The organism is Streptomyces sp. JLYT201, from assembly GCF_059448825.1.
Genome location: NZ_CM182551.1, coordinates 2,895,519 through 2,910,476, shown reverse-complemented (window position 1 = coordinate 2,910,476; position 14,958 = coordinate 2,895,519). Strand labels below are relative to the sequence as shown.

Genomic DNA, 14,958 nt, shown 5'->3' with positions numbered 1-14,958 from the left:
CACGCTCCGTAGGCGACCGACCGTCACGCTCTGTGACACATGGGTGTCGTGTGAAGGGCCCGTACGGATCTTGCGTACGGGCCCTTCGACGTGTCCGCGGGGTGTGCGGAGGATGGTTCCTCCACCTCCGCGCGGCTACTCCTGCTTCTTGCGGCGGGTGCCGAACACGATCTCGTCCCAGCTCGGCACGGCGGCGCGGCGGCCGGGCCGGACGCCGTCCGCCTCGGCCTGGCGGTCCGTGGAGCCGACCAGGCGCTCGCGGTGGCTGGCGACGGCACGCGGCATCAGCACGTCCGCGTACGCCGCACCGGCCGACGCCGCGGTCGCCGGGGGCTCCTCGGCCTCGGGCTCCTGCTCCGGCTCGTCCTGTGCGGACGGCAGTTCGGAGGGTGCGGTGGTGGGGCGCTCCGGGACGACCATGTCGCCCCGGAAGCTCGGCACGGCCTCCAGGAGGCTGGTCAACGAGTCCCGCTCCTGCTCGGCGACGGCGCCGCTCGGACCCGGCTCGTCGGGCTCCGGCGCCGGGGTGCCGGGGCGGTCGAGGGCGCGCTCCAGCGGCCGGTCCCGGGGCAGCCGGGCGATGCGCGGCACGAACGGAAAGCTCGGCTCGGGCGCGGCGATGTCGTCGGTCTCGCCGATGAGGGCGCGGGCCTCGTCGTCGACGGCCTGGACGAGGCGGCGCGGCGGGTCGTACGTCCAGCTCGCGGAGTGCGGCTCGGTGGCGACGCGGTAGACGAGCAGCACCTCCCAGGTGCCGTCGTCGCGGCGCCAGGAGTCCCACTGGACGGACTCCTTGTCGGCGCCGCGCAGCAGCAGCCGCTCCTGGACGGCCTCGCCGAGCTGCGGTCCGGTGTTCTCGCCGGGGCGGCGCACGGGGGTCTTCCGGGCGCGCTCGGCCATGAAGGCGCGCTCGGCGAGGACGGGGCCCTCGAAGCGGCGGACGCGGTCGACGGGGATGCCGGCGAGCGAGGCGACTTCTTCCGCGCTGGCGCCAGCGCGTATACGGGCCTGGATGTCGCGGGGCCGGAGGTGGCTCTCCACCTCGATCTCGATCTGGCCGAGTCTCGGGCGGTCGCCGCGCACGGCGGCGCGGAGCCGTTCGTCGATGGGAAGCGTGTACTCCGTGCTGTCCGCAGCCTTCAGCACCAGCCGTGTGCCGTCGTTGCTGACGGCCACGACACGCAGTTCGGGCATGGGGACCTCCCGGGTGGTGCCTGCCGACGTCACGTGCGTCGCTGCTTCCGCTAGTCGAGTGTGGCCTGCCCGGGTGCAGCCTGCCACAACCTTGCCGAGTTGCCCGGCGTGTCGGGCGAGGGCCCGGGATCGCCGTTATGGCACGGTTACCTATTCGCAACGCTAAGTGACCAACTTGGTCACCCTGTGCAGCGAGCCCCCTCCCGGCGGTCCTGGCTGGCTCCGGGCACCCTGGTGGGAGACCGGACCCAGGGCTCGCAACACTACTCCATTCGGGCCACCCGGGTGGACCGGCACGCCGCCGAACTTCTCCCGGGTGAAGGGAGTTGATGGCGCCAAAGGGCGCGAACACCCCGCGCACAGGTGGCGCTCTTCACGTAAACGCCAGAAGCGGAACTATTTTCTTCGCACGTACGTCCCTTTCTCATGTGACTCGCGTGGCTCGTACGCGAATCAGCAGTGAAGCCCGCAAGGCGAGAAAGGCGACAAGGGTCGGAGATGCGTGGAAAGCCGGATACCGGCAGGACGTCGGAGGACACGTCGGAAGGCACGTCGGAGGACGCGCCGAAGAAGCGGCTCGATCTGAGCGTGCCGCAGGTGGCGGGCAGCGCCGTGGCCGCGGTGCTCGCCGCGAAGCTCGCGTCCAGCTTCGGCGTGTACGGAACGATCCTCGGCGCCGGCGTGGTGAGTGGCATCGCCACCTGCGGCGGCACGGTCTTCCAGCACTTCTTCAAGCGCACCGGCGAACAGATCCGCGACGTCGCGGTGCAGGCCAAGCCCAAGGCGCAGCAGGTGCCGGTGACGGCGGCCACGCCGGTGCCCGAGGTCTTCAGGGCCGCGCCCGCCGCGCCCCCGTCCGGTCAGGCCCCCGGCCACATCCCCGGTCATGCCACCGGCTACGCAGCTGGTTACGCGACCGGCTCCGGCCCGGTGACCACCACCTGGGGCAGGCAGTCGGCGGACCACCGCGCCCCGGACGCCGACCCCACGGCCGTGCTGCCGGTGGCGGGAGCCGACCCGACGGCCGTGCTGCCGATCGCCGGTGCCGCCGACCCGACAGCCGCGCTGCCCGCGGTCGGGGCGGGCGATCCCACCACCGCCCTGCCCGCCGTCCCCGCCGACGCCGAGCAGACGCAGCTCCTCGGATCCGTGGACGCGACGCAGTTGCTGCCGCGCGACCAGAAGACCCAGGTGCTGCGCGCCACGGGCCCCGCCGTGCCCGGAGCGCCGCAGCCGCCGCAACCGCCCTTCCCTTCGGACGAGTTCACCGAGGGCACCACGCACCGCGCGCGCGTGACGAGCTGGAAGCGTCCCCTGGTCGCCGCCGCCGTCGTCTTCGGCGTGGCGCTCACCGGCATCACCACGTACGAGCTGGTGAGCGGCCAGAGCTTCAGCGGTGACGACAAGAGCACCTCCATCGCCGACTTCGTGAAGGGCAAGAACTCCTCCTCCACGTCGGACGATCAGCAGCCGGGCGACGACTCGGACCAGCCGTCCGACCAGGGCACCACCGGCAAGGACGACGGTTCGGAGCAGGGCGACGACACCTCCAAGGACCCCAGCGGCAAGCCCTCGCCGGACGACGGCACCGGCTCGGACACCGGGACCGACACCGGCAAGGACCAGGGCGGCAAGCCCGACGACGGCGGCAAGGACGACGGCGGTGACTCCGGCGACGGCGGCTCCAAGGTCGACCCGACGCCCACCCCCACGCCCACGCCGACCCCCACCCCGACGCCGACCCCGACGCCCACCCCGGCACGCGGCGGCGGGAACGGCGTCCAGGAGCAGCAGCCCCCCGAGCAGTGAGCCCGGTGACCGCTTCGGCCCGGGGGCTCAGTCGCCGAGGACCCGCCGCAGATAGGCGTTGGCGAAGAGCCGGTCCGGGTCGAGGCGGTCGCGCAGCGCCGTGAACTCGCCGAAGCGCGGGTAGGCCTTGGCGAGGTACGCGGCGTCGCGGGTGTGGAGCTTGCCCCAGTGGGGCCGCCCCTCGTGGGCGACGAAGATCTGCTCCGCGGCGCTGAAGTACGTACGGAAGGGCGTGCCCTTGTAGAGGTGCACGGCGATGTAGGCGCTGTCGCGGCCGGACGCCGTGGAGAGCGTGATGTCGTCGGCGGGGGCCGTGCGGACCTCCACGGGGAAGCTGACGCGCAGCGGGGAGCGCTCGATCATCGTCTTCAGCTCCCGCAGCGCGTCCACCAGCGCCTCGCGCGGGACGGCGTACTCCATCTCCACGAAGCGCACGCGCCGGGGGCTGGTGAAGACCTTGTACGGGATGTCCGTGTAGGTGCGGGCCGACAGGACCTTGCTGGAGATCCTGGCGATGGCGGGGATGGTCGCGGGCACGGCACGGCCGAGCGAATTGACGACCTGGAAGAGGCCGTTGGAGAGCAGTTCGTCCTCTACGAAGGCGCTGATCGCGCCGGGCGGGTCCGCGGGGCCCAGGCTGCGGTTGTTCCGCTTGGTGGTGCAGTTGTCGGTGTGGGGGAACCAGTAGAACTCGAAGTGCTCGTTCTCCGTGGCGAGTTCGTCGAACGACCCGGTGACCCGGTCGAACGACATCGGTTCCTCGCGTGCCTGGAGGAAGAAGAGGGGTTCTACGGAGAACGTGATCGCGCTGATGACGCCCAGCGCGCCGAGGCCCACGCGCGCGGCGGCGAAGACGTCGGGGTGCTCGTCCCGGGAGCAGGTGAGGACCTGGCCGTCCGCGGTGACCAGTTCGAGCGCCGTGATCTGGGCGGCTATCGACGCGGAGTCGCGGCCCGTGCCGTGCGTCCCGGTGCTGACGGCCCCGGAGACCGTCTGCTCCATGATGTCGCCCATGTTCGTCAGCGACAGGCCCTCACGGGCGAGCGCGGCGTTCAGGCGCTTGAGCGGGGTGCCCGCCTCGACGGTGACGGTGCCCGCGGCGTGGTCGATCGCGCGGATGCCCGTGAGCAGGTCGGGGCGTATCAGGAGGCCGTCGGTCGCGGCGGCGGCCGTGAAGGAGTGGCCGGTGCCCACGGCCTTCACCGTCAGGCCTTCGGCCCTGGCCCCGCGGACCGCCGCGACGAGCTCGTCGACCGAGGCGGGCGTCGCCTCGCGCGCGGGGTGCGCGCTGACGGTGCCCGCCCAGTTACGCCAGGCCGCTCGACTCCTCCCGCTGATCGCTGCCGCGCCCCTGCCCGTTGCCCTGTTCATGGGTCCCTCCCCCTCGCGGATCCGGCCGCTTCAGCCGGCGATACCCCAGGAATCCGACCGCCGCCGCGAGCGCCCCGGCCACGCCCGGCACGCCGTACCCGGCGCTCGGCCCCGCGGCGTCGATCACCCAGCCGGCCACGGAGGAGCCGAGCGCGATCCCGACGGCGAGACCGGTGCTGACCCAGGTCATGCCCTCGGTCAGCTTCGCGCGTGGTACGTGCTGTTCGACGAGGGCCATGGTCGTGATCATCGTCGGTGCGATGGACAGGCCCGCGAGGAAGAGCGCCGCGGCCAGGAACGGCAGGTTCCCGACCAGTTGCAGCGGGATCATACTCACGGCCATCGCGCAGAGACCCACCAGCCACCTGCGCGCGGGCGACCCGGTGAAGTGCACGAGGCCGAAGCCGACGCCCGCGAGGCACGAGCCGAGCGCGTACACGGCGAGGACCAGGCTCGCGGCGCTCTTGCGGCCCTCCTCCTCGGCGAAGGCCACCGTGACCACGTCCACCGCGCCGAAGATCGTGCCCGTGGCGACGAACGCGGCGACCAGGACCTGCAGGCCGGGGGAGCGCAACGCCGAGCCCCGGGTGTGGTGTTCGCGCGGGTGCGGTACCGGCTCGGTGGCGCGCTGCGCGGTCAGCCAGAAGACGCCCACGGCGAGGAACACGGCCGCGAGCAGCGGCCCCGACTCGGGGAACCACACCGTGGACAGGCCGATCGAGATGATCGGCCCGAAGATGAAGCAGATCTCGTCGACGACGGACTCGAAGGAGTACGCCGTGTGCAGCTGCGGGGTGCCGCGGTACAGGGCCGCCCAGCGCGCCCGGACCATCGAGCCGAGGCTCGGCACGCAGCCCGCGACCGCGGCGAAGAGGAACAGCGTCCAGTCCGGCAGCTCGAACCGCGCGGCCAGCAGCAGGCCCGCGACGGCGATGAGCGTCACCAGGGTCGCGGGCCGCAGCACCCGGCGCTGGCCGTGCCGGTCCACGAGCCGGGATATCTGGGGGCCCATCACGGCGGCGGACAGCGCGACGGTCGCCGACAGGGCGCCCGCGAGGCCGTACCGCCCGGTCATCTGGGAGACCATCGTCACGACGCCGATGCCCATCATCGACAGCGGCATCCGCCCGATGAGACCGGCGGCGGAGAAGCCCTTGCTGCCGGGGGCGGCGAAGATGGCGCGGTAGGGGCTCGGCACGTGGACTCCGCGGGGGCGCAGGGGCGGCCGACCCGGGAGGGGTCGCGCGGCTCCGGTAAGGCGTGAAGATGGCTGATACAGCTTACGGCCGCGGAGCCGTTCGGCACACCGTTAATTTCCGTCCCGCAGGAAGCACGGGGGAATCACGGGGGCAGCGCGGGGGCAGCACCGGAGAAGCACCGGGAAGGCGCCCGCGCACATGCGGGAGAGGGCCGTGCGAGCGCCGACGAGGCGGCGTCGTCCCCGGCGCGACGGAGCGGCGCCGCCCCCGGTGAGGAGTACCGCCGTTTTCCGGCTGTCAGTGCCGAGTGGCAGGATCAAGGACATGTCCGATGCGCTGGATTCCCCACTGGATCCCACTCCGTACGACGCCTTGCTGCTGCTCTCGTTCGGCGGGCCCGAGGGCCCGGACGACGTCGTTCCGTTCCTGGAGAACGTGACGCGGGGCCGCGGCATCCCCAAGGAGCGTCTGAAGGAGGTGGGGCAGCACTACTTCCTCTTCGGCGGGGTCAGCCCCATCAACGACCAGAACCGCGCCCTGCTCGACGCCCTGCGCAAGGACTTCGCGGACCACGGCCTCGACCTGCCGGTGTACTGGGGCAACCGCAACTGGGCGCCGTATCTGACGGACACCCTGCGGGACCTCGCACGTGACGGCCGCCGCCGCGTGCTCACCCTCACCACCAGCGCGTACGCCTCGTACTCGGGGTGCAGGCAGTACCGCGAGAACCTGGCGGACGCCCTGGCCACGCTCCGGGATGAGGGCCTGGAGCCCCCGCGCGTGGACAAGCTGCGGCACTACTTCAACCACCCGGGCTTCGTGCGCCCCATGGTCGACGGCGTCCTGAAGTCCCTGGCCGACCTCCCCGAAGAGGTGCGGGACGGCGCGCACCTGGCGTTCACCACGCACTCCATCCCGACGGCCGCGGCCGACACCTCCGGCCCCGTGGCCGACCACGGCGACGGCGGGGCGTACGTGCGCCAGCACCTGGACGTCGCCCGCGTCATCGCGGACGCCGTGCGCGCCGAGACCGGCGTCGACCGCCCCTGGGAGCTGGTCTACCAGTCGCGCTCCGGAGCCCCGCACATCCCGTGGCTGGAGCCCGACATCTGCGACCACCTGGAGGAGCGGCACGGCGCCGGGGCGCCCGCCGTGGTGATGGTCCCGATCGGCTTCGTGTCGGACCACATGGAGGTCCTGTACGACCTCGACACCGAGGCCACGGCGAAGGCCGCCGAGCTCGCCCTGCCGGTGCGGCGCTCGGCCACCGTGGGCGCCGACCCGCGGTTCGCCGCCGCGGTGCGCGAGCTGGTCCTGGAGCGCGCGGCGGCCGAGAGCGGCCGCGCGGTGACGCCCTGCGCCCTGGGCGCGCTCGGCGCCAGTCACGACCTGTGCCCGGTGGGCTGCTGCCCGGCGCGCACCCCGAAGCCCGCCGCCGCGGGCGCCGACAGCCCGTTCGCCTGAGGAGCCCTCGTGACCGACCACTCCACCGCTCAGGACGGCCTGAAGGCCGAGCTCCTCGCCGTCGCCCTGGAGACCGCGCACCGCGCCGGTCAGCTGCTGCGCGACGGCCGCCCGGACGACCTGGGGGTGGCCGCCACGAAGAGCAGCGCCGTCGACGTCGTCACCGAGATGGACATCGCCTCCGAGAAGCTCATCACGGACTTCCTCGCCGAGCGCAGGCCCGATGACGGCGTGCTCGGCGAGGAGGGCGCGAGCTCCGAGGGCAGCAGCGGCGTCCAGTGGGTGATCGACCCCATCGACGGCACCGTGAACTACCTGTACGGACGGCCGGACTGGGCGGTGTCCATCGCCGCGCGCGCGGGCGGCGAGACCCTCGTCGGCGTCGTGCACGCGCCCGTGCGCGGCGAGACGTTCCGCGCGGTGCTCGGCCAGGGCGCGTACGTCAACGACAGAAGGGCGCGCACCCGCCCCGCGCCCCCGTTCGAGCAGGCCCTGATCGGCACCGGCTTCGGGTACGTCGCCCAGCGCCGCGCCCACCAGGCCGAGGTCGCCCGGGAACTGCTGCCGCTCGTGCGGGACATCCGCCGCTGCGGCTCGGCGGCGATCGACCTGTGCGACGTGGCGGCGGGCCGCCTGGACGCGTACTACGAACGCGGCCTGAACCCCTGGGACTTCGCCGCCGGAGACCTCGTCGCCCGCGAGGCGGGCGCGCTCACCGGCGGCCGTCCCGGCGAGCCCCTGTCCGGCGAGCTGACGGTGGCGGGCCCGCCCGGCCTCTTCGAGCCCCTGCAGACGTTCCTGGACGAGCGGGGCGCCTGGCACGACTAGGGCCCGCCCGACGGGTCGGCGCGGCCTCGACCCGTCGGACGGGCCCCGGGGCCCGCTCGGCTCCCGGACACACATCCGGGCCCCGGCACCCCGTGGACGCGGGGTGCCGGGGCCCGGACGCGGGACGTGCCGGCCGGTCAGGAGGACGAGACGGCGACCTCCACGCCGTGCTCGGCGGCCAGGCGGTGGAGGTCTTCCAGCTCGGCCAGCTCGACCTCGGCCAGGAAGTCGTCGCCCGTCTCGCGGGCCTGCGCGAGGTCGGATTCCGTGGTCTTTATGCGCTGCAGGAGACCTGCGGTGAATGCGTCCATGGTTGCGCCCCCTCGGCTGGGTCGTGTGGGTCGGTGGCACGGGGGTGTGCCCGAGAAGCGGCGATCACGTCCGATGACGCTGCGTGGAGCGCGCCGTGGCACATCACATACGAAGCGTGATCGCGGGGTGTAAGGCCGTCCTCCCCCCGGCCTTCCTCACGGAAACCTCAAACACGGCCGGAAGTCCGAGAAATTCCCGTGTTCCCAGGGGCACCGGACGTCTTACAGCCGGTTTATGGCCGAAAGGGGCAGGATGGAGGTCTCACCCCCAGATCAGACCTGCCCTCGCCCACGGGAGAACCGGGGCCGGGCACAGAGGAAGGACAGCGACGTGCGCGTACTCGTCGTCGAGGACGAGCAGCTGCTCGCCGATGCGGTGGCCACCGGACTGCGCCGGGAGGCCATGGCCGTCGACGTCGTGTACGACGGAGCGGCCGCCCTGGAGCGCATCGGCGTGAACGACTACGACGTGGTCGTCCTGGACCGCGACCTCCCGGTCGTGCACGGCGACGACGTCTGCCGCAAGATCGTCGAGCTCGGCATGCCGACGCGCGTCCTGATGCTCACCGCCTCCGGCGACGTCAGCGACCGCGTCGAGGGCCTGGAGATCGGTGCCGACGACTACCTGCCCAAGCCGTTCGCGTTCAGCGAGCTGACGGCCCGCGTGCGCGCCCTGGGCCGGCGCACCAGCGTGCCGCTGCCGCCCGTCCTGGAGCGCGCCGGCATCAAGCTCGACCCGAACCGCCGCGAGGTGTTCCGCGAGGGCCGCGAGATCCAGCTCGCGCCGAAGGAGTTCGCCGTCCTGGAGGTCCTGATGCGCAGCGAGGGCGCCGTGGTCTCCGCCGAGCAGCTCCTGGAGAAGGCCTGGGACGAGAACACGGACCCGTTCACGAACGTCGTCCGCGTCACGGTCATGACCCTGCGCCGCAAGCTCGGCGAGCCCGCCGTCATCGTCACGGTGCCCGGCTCGGGCTACCGGATCTGATCTCCGGTGGCCGCGACACCGGCGCCGCCAGCGGCGCCCCCCAAGCCGACATGGGACCCCAGGAAGGTCGAACCGCCCTTCCCGTGGCTGCGTCCCACCATCCGCATAAGGCTCACGCTCCTGTACGGCGGCATGTTCCTGATCGCGGGCATCCTGCTGCTCTCGATCATCTACCTGCTCGCCGCACAGGCGCTGAACGTGGGCAGTGAGCTGCCCTTCAAGATCGTCTCGGGCCGGGTGGAGAGCAAGGTCTGCGACCTGCCGAGCCGCGCCTCCCCGGAGGAGTTCAACGCGGCGATGAACGCGTGCGTGAACGAACAGCGCCAGCACGCCCTGGACAACCTCCTGAGCCGCTCGCTGCTCGCCCTGCTCGGCCTCGCCGTGATCGCCTTCGCCTTCGGGTACGCGATGGCGGGCCGCGTCCTGTCGCCGCTCGGCCGCATCACCCGTACCGCGCGCCGCGTGGCGGGCACGGACCTCAAGCGCCGCATCGAACTGGACGGCCCCGACGACGAGTTGAAGGAGCTCTCCGACACCTTCGACGAGATGCTGGACCGCCTGGAGCGCGCCTTCACGGCCCAGCAGCGCTTCGTCGGCAACGCCTCGCACGAGCTGCGCACCCCGCTCGCGATCAACCGCACGCTCCTCGAGGTGCAGCTCTCCGATCCGGGCGCGCCGCCCGAGCTCCAGCAGCTCGGCAAGACCCTCCTCGCGACCAACGAGCGCAGCGAGCAGCTCGTCGAGGGCCTGCTGCTGCTCGCCCGCAGCGACAACCAGATCGTCGAGCGCAAGCCCGTGGACCTCGCCGAGGTCGCCAACCGCGCCGTCGACCAGGCGCGCGCCGAGGCCGAGGACAAGGGCGTCGAGATCCGCGGCGAGCGCGGCCTGGCCATCGTGCAGGGCAACGGCGTCCTGCTTGAGCGCATCGCCCTGAACCTCGTCCAGAACGCCGTCCGGTACAACGTGAAGGAGGCGGGCTGGGTCGAGGTCACCACGGAGGCCCAGCACGGCCAGGCCGTGCTCGTGGTGACGAACACCGGACCCGTGGTGCCCGCGTACGAGATCGACAACCTCTTCGAGCCGTTCCGCAGGCTCCGCACGGAGCGCACCGGCAGCGACAAGGGGGTGGGTCTCGGCCTGTCCATCGCCCGGTCGGTGGCGCGCGCCCACGGGGGCCGTATCATCGCGGAGCCTCGTGAGGGGGGTGGGCTCGTGATGCGCGTCACCCTGCCGATCTGAGATGCTGCCGCGTGACCATGCCGGATGTTCGCTTTGAGCGGAATTTTCAGGATCTGATCCTGCCAATTTCGTGTGTGATCGATCACAGGAGCGAATTTCTGGCCATCCACTCTCCGTGACCGCGAAAGTCGTCGGAAAGCCGGGAAAATCCGGGTTTTCGAGGGTCTTGATCACGGGAAGTACACGGGGTGGCGCCCGTGAAGTGCGACATTCGGACCGTGTACGGTCCCGATCGCCATCCAAACCGATCACCTCTTCAGGGGTGCGGTTGGGTGTCGATTGAGTAACAGACCTTGATGTGAGGCAAAATCTCCGCCTCAGGTCGGGCACAAGTCCGGCCTCTCACGCGTTACGTGCGCTGAGACACCGCAGACACCCAGAGGGGGAGAGCGACATGGCAACGGACTACGACACCCCACGCAAGACCGACGACGACGTCGACTCGGACAGCCTTGAAGAGCTGAAGGCCCGGAGGAACGACAAGTCCTCCTCGGCCGTCGACGTCGACGAGTTCGAGGCCGCCGAAGGCCTCGAGCTGCCCGGAGCGGACCTGTCCAACGAGGAGCTCGCCGTGCGCGTGCTCCCCAAGCAGCAGGACGAATTCACCTGCATGAGCTGCTTCCTGGTGCACCACCGCAGCCAGCTGGCCCGGGAGAAGAACGGTCAGCCGATCTGCCGCGACTGCGACTGAGGCAGGGTCGGCCGTGACAGGCTCGACCCCGCCCGGGAAGAACCGCTTCGGCGACCACGAAGCGGACGCAGCCGCGCCCACCGGCGAGACGGACGCCGAGCGGGGCCCTGAGGCCTCGCTCAGGCCCGCCGACGCGCCGGGAGCGGCCCCGGCCGACCCCGTCGGCCACCAGGGCCCGGGCAGGGCGCAGAACGGCGCTGAGACGGCGTACGAGGCGGTTCCCGCGCTCGTGCACGAGGCGGCGGTTTCGTCGCCGCACCAGGCCGTCGAAGCCGTGGACACCGCGACGACGGCGGGAGACGAGGGCCCTGCGACCAAGGGCAAGCGTTTCGCCGCCGTCGCGAACGGCTTGAAGAACGGGGCGCTCCGCAGTGGCCGCGGAGCCAAGGCCGGCATCGGCTATCTGGCCGACCGGATCATCGAGAACGCCCCCCGGGTCCCCGTCCGGGACCTGGCCACCCTCCGCAAGCAGTTCCCGGGCCTCGGCCCCGATCAGCTCGCGGACAAACTCATCGCGGGCGCGGCGAACGCCACCTCCACGGTGGGCGCCGGCGTCGGCGCCGCCGCCATGCTGCCGGTGCCGCCGGCCATGCCCGCGGAGCTCGCCGCCGAGATCACCGGCGTGGCCGCGATCGAGCTGAAGCTCATCGCCGAGCTGCACGAGGTGTACGGACGGCGCCCGCCCGGCAACCTCAAGCAGCGCAGCAGCGAGTACCTGCGGTCGTGGACCGAGGAGCGCGGGATCGACGTGGCCAAGCCCGCGTCGGTGAACGCCGCGCTCGGCGGCCAGCTGAAGCGTGAGCTGCGCCAGCAGATCATGAAGCGCACGGTGCGGAACCTGCCGAACCTGATGCCGTTCATGGTGGGAGCCGCGGTCGGGGCGTTCATGAACCGCCGCGACACCAAGAAGCTCGCCGAGCGCGTCCGCGCCGACCTGCGGCGCACCCAGGTGCCCTGGGACGCCCTGGGGGAGCTGCCGCCGCTCACCGGCCCCAAGGAACTGGAGTCCTGAGCCCGGCGCCGCGGGACGCGTGCGGCGGGGCTACGACGCCGTGACCGTCCCCAGGGCCTTCGCCAGCGCCTGCGGGTTCCGCGTCGACACGTACACGTACGGGGTCGGGTCCTCGGGGTCCGTGATCTCGACGCGCAGGGCCGTCGGGATGTAGCTGCGCAGGACCATGAACGCGCGCGGGTCCGCCTTGTGGGTCCGCCAGGCGCGCGCCTCGGCCGCGTCCAGGGCCTGGGCGGAACCGAGCGCCGTCAGCGGGATCTTGGCGTCGCCCGCGACCAGGAAGCCCGCCACGACCCGGATGCGCACCGAGCCGTACGAGCTGGTGAGCACCGCCGCGAGCGCCGTGCCCGCGACCAGGCCGCCCAGGAACGGCAGGGTGCCGAACGGGAGCGCGATCAGACCCGTCGCGATGCCGACGAGCACCGAGACGAGCCACCACGAACGGGGCGCGGTCAGGCGTTCTTCGTAAGGCTGCATGAAGCCAAGCTTGGCATGGTGCGCGACCTCCGCTGACGCGGAGGTAAGGTCTGCGCCTGTGAGTGGTACAACTGCGGCCCTGCGGCCTCCGGCCGACGCCATACCCCCCGTGCGGCACCCCGACGCGCCCGCGCCCGGGGAGCTGATCGGCGCGCACTACGCGCAGTGCTTCGGCTGCGGCGAGGGCCAGGCCCACGGGCTGCACCTCGCGGCGCGCGCCGGCGAGGGCGTCACCGTCACCGCCGAGTTCACCGTGCGCGAGGCGCACCAGGGTGCGCCCGGTCTCGCCCACGGCGGCGTGCTCGCCACCGCGCTCGACGAGACCCTCGGCTCCCTGAACTGGCTGCTGCGGGTGATCGCCGTGACCGGACGCCTGGAGACGGACTTCGTGCGGCCGGTGCCGGTCGGCACGGTGCTGCACCTGGAGGCCGAGGTCGTCGCCGTCGCCGGACGGAAGATCTACTCGCGGGCGCGGGGACGCATAGGCGGACCCGAGGGCCCGCTCGCCGTCCGCGCCGACGCCCTCTTCATCGAGGTGAAGGTGGACCACTTCATCGACAACGGCCGTCCGCAGGAGATCCGGGCGGCCATGAACGACCCGGACCAGATCCGGCGCGCCCGCGCCTTCGAGGTGAACCCGTGACCGACCGTGCCCCCCTGGACGTGCTGATCAGGCGCGTCGACCCCGACGTACCGCTGCCGACGTACGCGATGCCCGGCGACGCCGGCGCCGATCTGCGGACGACCGAGGCCTGCGAACTCGCGCCCGGAGAGCGGGCGGTGCTGCCGACGGGGGTTTCCATCGCCCTGCCCGAGGGGTACGCGGCCTTCGTGCACCCCCGGTCCGGTCTCGCCGCCCGCTGCGGTGTCGCCATGGTGAATGCCCCAGGGACGATTGATGCCGGGTACCGTGGGGAGATCAAGGTGATCGTGGTGAATCTCGACCCGCGCGACAGCGTGCGGTTCGAGCGCTTCGACCGGATCGCCCAACTGGTCGTCCAGCAGGTCGAGAAGGTGCGCTTCCAGGAGGTGGCGGAGCTTCCCGGCTCGGCGCGGGCCGAGGGGGGCTTCGGGTCGACCGGCGGTCACGCCGCCGTGGGCGTCAGCCCGGGCGAACAAACGGGTGGGAATCGATACGCATCGGCCGTATCCGACCGGGAAGGACAGTGACGTGTTCGGACGTCGCAAGAAGAGCGGTGCCGCCGAGGACGCGGCGGGCGAGGCCGAGCAGGTCGTCGACGGCACCAAGGACGCGGAGTCCGAGGACGCCGCGCCCCAGCGCGTGCGGCTGGAGCCGGAGCCGCGCCCGGACGGTCCCTGGGACTCCTCCGAGGTCCGCGACCCCGGCGAGGGCCGGGTGGACCTCGGCGGTCTGTTCGTGCCGGGGGTCGAGGGCATGGAGCTGCGCGTGGAGGTCGCGGGTGACGCGATCGTCGCGGCCACCGTCGTGCTCCAGGACAGCGCCGTCCAGCTGCAGGCCTTCGCCGCTCCCAAGCGGGAGGGCATCTGGGGCGAGGTCCGCGAGGAGATCGCCTCCGGCATCACCCAGCAGGGCGGTGTCATCGACGAGGTCGAGGGGCCGCTCGGCTGGGAGCTGCGGGCGCAGGTGCCGGTGCAGCTGCCGGACGGCACGGGCGGCTTCCAGGTCGTCAGGTTCGTCGGCGTGGACGGCCCGCGCTGGTTCCTGCGCGGAGTGATCTCCGGGCAGGGTGCGGTGCAGCCGCAGGCCGCGGGTCTGCTGGAGCAGATCTTCCGGGACACGGTCGTCGTCCGCGGCGAGGGCCCGATGGCCCCGCGGGACCCGATCGTCCTCAAGCTGCCCGACGACGCGCAGATGGTCGCGGAAGGCGTTCAGCAGGAGGACCAGGAGGCCTCCCGCTTCTCGGGCGGCATGGGCCAGCTGGCCCGGGGGCCGGAGATCACCGAGGTGCGCTGACGGCGACGCGGGCCGGAAAAGGCCGTCGTCACCGGCACGAGAGCTGACGTGAAGTTGACGTAAAGCAGTGCGAGCCAAGGGGCCGCACTCCCGATTCGGGAGTGCGGCCCCTTGTCGTATATGCGTGTGAACTGGTTGAACGTGGCGCCGTAAGAGATTCGTCAACGCCGCGCCAATGGCCGCTAGGGAGACGTCAACGGCGATCGAAATCCGCCATTGAGGCGGTTTCCTCGGGATGTCAGCAATTCCGAATCTCATCTAGGAGCACACGATGGCCGACGTGGCCTTCGTCGTCACCACGATCGCGGTCTTCGCGCTGGTGGCTCTCGTCGCCAAGGGGGTGGCGAAGCTGTGACCGCCGAAAACATCGTCGGCCTCGTCGTGGCCGTCGCCCTGCTCGGTTATCTCGTCCTCGCCCTCGTGTTCCCGGAGAGGTTCTGAG

At 72.0% G+C, this 14,958-nt stretch carries 16 protein-coding genes; 11 read left to right on the top strand and 5 right to left on the bottom strand.

From position 1 onward, the window contains the following. Nucleotides 1-135: 135 nt before the first annotated feature. Nucleotides 136-1,194, bottom strand: coding sequence for a septation protein SepH (sepH, locus tag AC5WAM_RS11445; protein ID WP_366794914.1), 1,059 nt, complete (start codon nt 1,192-1,194; stop codon nt 136-138). 498 nt (nt 1,195-1,692) lie between these two features. On the opposite strand from sepH, the gene AC5WAM_RS11440 reads away from it, so the two are divergent. Then, a complete protein-coding gene (locus AC5WAM_RS11440) occupies nt 1,693-3,003 on the top strand; it encodes a hypothetical protein (protein ID WP_495522535.1) in 1,311 nt (436 codons plus the stop codon). A gap of 27 nt (nt 3,004-3,030) precedes the next feature. Here the strand turns inward: AC5WAM_RS11440 and AC5WAM_RS11435 are convergent, their stop codons facing one another. Both AC5WAM_RS11435 and AC5WAM_RS11430 read right to left on the bottom strand, forming a co-directional pair. After that, nucleotides 3,031-4,374 (bottom strand): D-arabinono-1,4-lactone oxidase, encoded by a 1,344-nt coding sequence (locus AC5WAM_RS11435; protein ID WP_495522534.1) that lies wholly within the window; start codon nt 4,372-4,374, stop codon nt 3,031-3,033. Continuing rightward, complete coding sequence (locus tag AC5WAM_RS11430) at nt 4,310-5,572, bottom strand: MFS transporter (protein WP_495522533.1); 1,263 nt, start codon at nt 5,570-5,572, stop codon at nt 4,310-4,312. The genes AC5WAM_RS11435 and AC5WAM_RS11430 overlap by 65 nt, the downstream gene beginning before the upstream one ends. 325 nt (nt 5,573-5,897) lie before the next feature. Between AC5WAM_RS11430 and AC5WAM_RS11425 the strand changes: the two genes are divergently transcribed. After that, entirely contained in the window at nt 5,898-7,037 is a 1,140-nt protein-coding gene (locus AC5WAM_RS11425) for a ferrochelatase (protein ID WP_495522532.1), read from the top strand. A 9-nt stretch (nt 7,038-7,046) separates the two neighbouring features. Further along, nucleotides 7,047-7,865 (top strand): inositol monophosphatase family protein, encoded by an 819-nt coding sequence (locus AC5WAM_RS11420; protein ID WP_495522531.1) that lies wholly within the window; start codon nt 7,047-7,049, stop codon nt 7,863-7,865. A gap of 137 nt (nt 7,866-8,002) precedes the next feature. Here AC5WAM_RS11420 and AC5WAM_RS11415 read toward each other — a convergent pair whose 3' ends face one another. Beyond that, on the bottom strand, nt 8,003-8,176 hold the full coding sequence (locus AC5WAM_RS11415) for a hypothetical protein (RefSeq protein WP_242724743.1): 174 nt from the start codon (nt 8,174-8,176) through the stop codon (nt 8,003-8,005). Nucleotides 8,177-8,507: 331 nt separating this feature from the next. Here AC5WAM_RS11415 and AC5WAM_RS11410 point away from each other — a divergent pair, with 331 nt between their 5' ends. The 4 genes from AC5WAM_RS11410 to AC5WAM_RS11395 all read left to right on the top strand — a co-directional run bounded on the left by AC5WAM_RS11410 (nt 8,508) and on the right by AC5WAM_RS11395 (nt 12,103). Then, nucleotides 8,508-9,161, top strand: a complete 654-nt coding sequence (locus tag AC5WAM_RS11410; protein ID WP_138962241.1) for a response regulator transcription factor — start codon at nt 8,508-8,510, stop codon at nt 9,159-9,161. A 6-nt stretch (nt 9,162-9,167) separates the two neighbouring features. Then, on the top strand, nt 9,168-10,400 hold the full coding sequence (locus AC5WAM_RS11405; protein ID WP_366793685.1) for a sensor histidine kinase: 1,233 nt from the start codon (nt 9,168-9,170) through the stop codon (nt 10,398-10,400). A gap of 394 nt (nt 10,401-10,794) precedes the next feature. Continuing rightward, nucleotides 10,795-11,091, top strand: coding sequence for a DUF4193 domain-containing protein (locus AC5WAM_RS11400; protein ID WP_030680288.1), 297 nt, complete (start codon nt 10,795-10,797; stop codon nt 11,089-11,091). Between the two features lie 13 nt (nt 11,092-11,104). Then, the gene (locus AC5WAM_RS11395; RefSeq protein ID WP_366793686.1) at nt 11,105-12,103 is read left to right on the top strand and encodes a hypothetical protein; all 999 of its coding nucleotides are present in this window, start codon (nt 11,105-11,107) and stop codon (nt 12,101-12,103) included. A gap of 30 nt (nt 12,104-12,133) precedes the next feature. On the opposite strand, the gene AC5WAM_RS11390 is transcribed toward AC5WAM_RS11395, so the two are convergent. Continuing rightward, complete coding sequence (locus AC5WAM_RS11390) at nt 12,134-12,580, bottom strand: DUF3093 domain-containing protein (protein ID WP_366793687.1); 447 nt, start codon at nt 12,578-12,580, stop codon at nt 12,134-12,136. A 58-nt stretch (nt 12,581-12,638) separates the two neighbouring features. On the opposite strand from AC5WAM_RS11390, the gene AC5WAM_RS11385 reads away from it, so the two are divergent. The 4 genes from AC5WAM_RS11385 to kdpF all read left to right on the top strand — a co-directional run bounded on the left by AC5WAM_RS11385 (nt 12,639) and on the right by kdpF (nt 14,957). After that, on the top strand, nt 12,639-13,223 hold the full coding sequence (locus AC5WAM_RS11385) for a PaaI family thioesterase (RefSeq protein WP_138962245.1): 585 nt from the start codon (nt 12,639-12,641) through the stop codon (nt 13,221-13,223). Further along, nucleotides 13,220-13,750 carry a dUTP diphosphatase gene (gene dut, locus AC5WAM_RS11380; protein WP_495522530.1) on the top strand — a complete coding sequence of 177 codons (531 nt, stop codon included), beginning with the start codon at nt 13,220-13,222 and terminating at the stop codon, nt 13,748-13,750. Before AC5WAM_RS11385 ends, dut begins: the two co-directional genes overlap by 4 nt. 1 nt (nt 13,751) lies before the next feature. Further along, complete coding sequence (locus AC5WAM_RS11375) at nt 13,752-14,516, top strand: DUF3710 domain-containing protein (protein WP_366793688.1); 765 nt, start codon at nt 13,752-13,754, stop codon at nt 14,514-14,516. 351 nt (nt 14,517-14,867) lie between these two features. After that, nucleotides 14,868-14,957, top strand: coding sequence for a K(+)-transporting ATPase subunit F (gene kdpF / locus AC5WAM_RS11370; RefSeq protein ID WP_033264828.1), 90 nt, complete (start codon nt 14,868-14,870; stop codon nt 14,955-14,957). Nucleotide 14,958: the final 1 nt, after the last annotated feature.

Coding starts and splice junctions, on each gene's coding strand:
- sepH (WP_366794914.1), bottom strand. CDS start 1,194: ATGCCCGAACTGCGTGTCGTGGCCGTCAGCAACGACGGCACACGGCTG.
- AC5WAM_RS11440 (WP_495522535.1), top strand. CDS start 1,693: ATGCGTGGAAAGCCGGATACCGGCAGGACGTCGGAGGACACGTCGGAA.
- AC5WAM_RS11435 (WP_495522534.1), bottom strand. CDS start 4,374: ATGAACAGGGCAACGGGCAGGGGCGCGGCAGCGATCAGCGGGAGGAGT.
- AC5WAM_RS11425 (WP_495522532.1), top strand. CDS start 5,898: ATGTCCGATGCGCTGGATTCCCCACTGGATCCCACTCCGTACGACGCC.
- AC5WAM_RS11415 (WP_242724743.1), bottom strand. CDS start 8,176: ATGGACGCATTCACCGCAGGTCTCCTGCAGCGCATAAAGACCACGGAA.
- AC5WAM_RS11400 (WP_030680288.1), top strand. CDS start 10,795: ATGGCAACGGACTACGACACCCCACGCAAGACCGACGACGACGTCGAC.
- AC5WAM_RS11390 (WP_366793687.1), bottom strand. CDS start 12,580: ATGCAGCCTTACGAAGAACGCCTGACCGCGCCCCGTTCGTGGTGGCTC.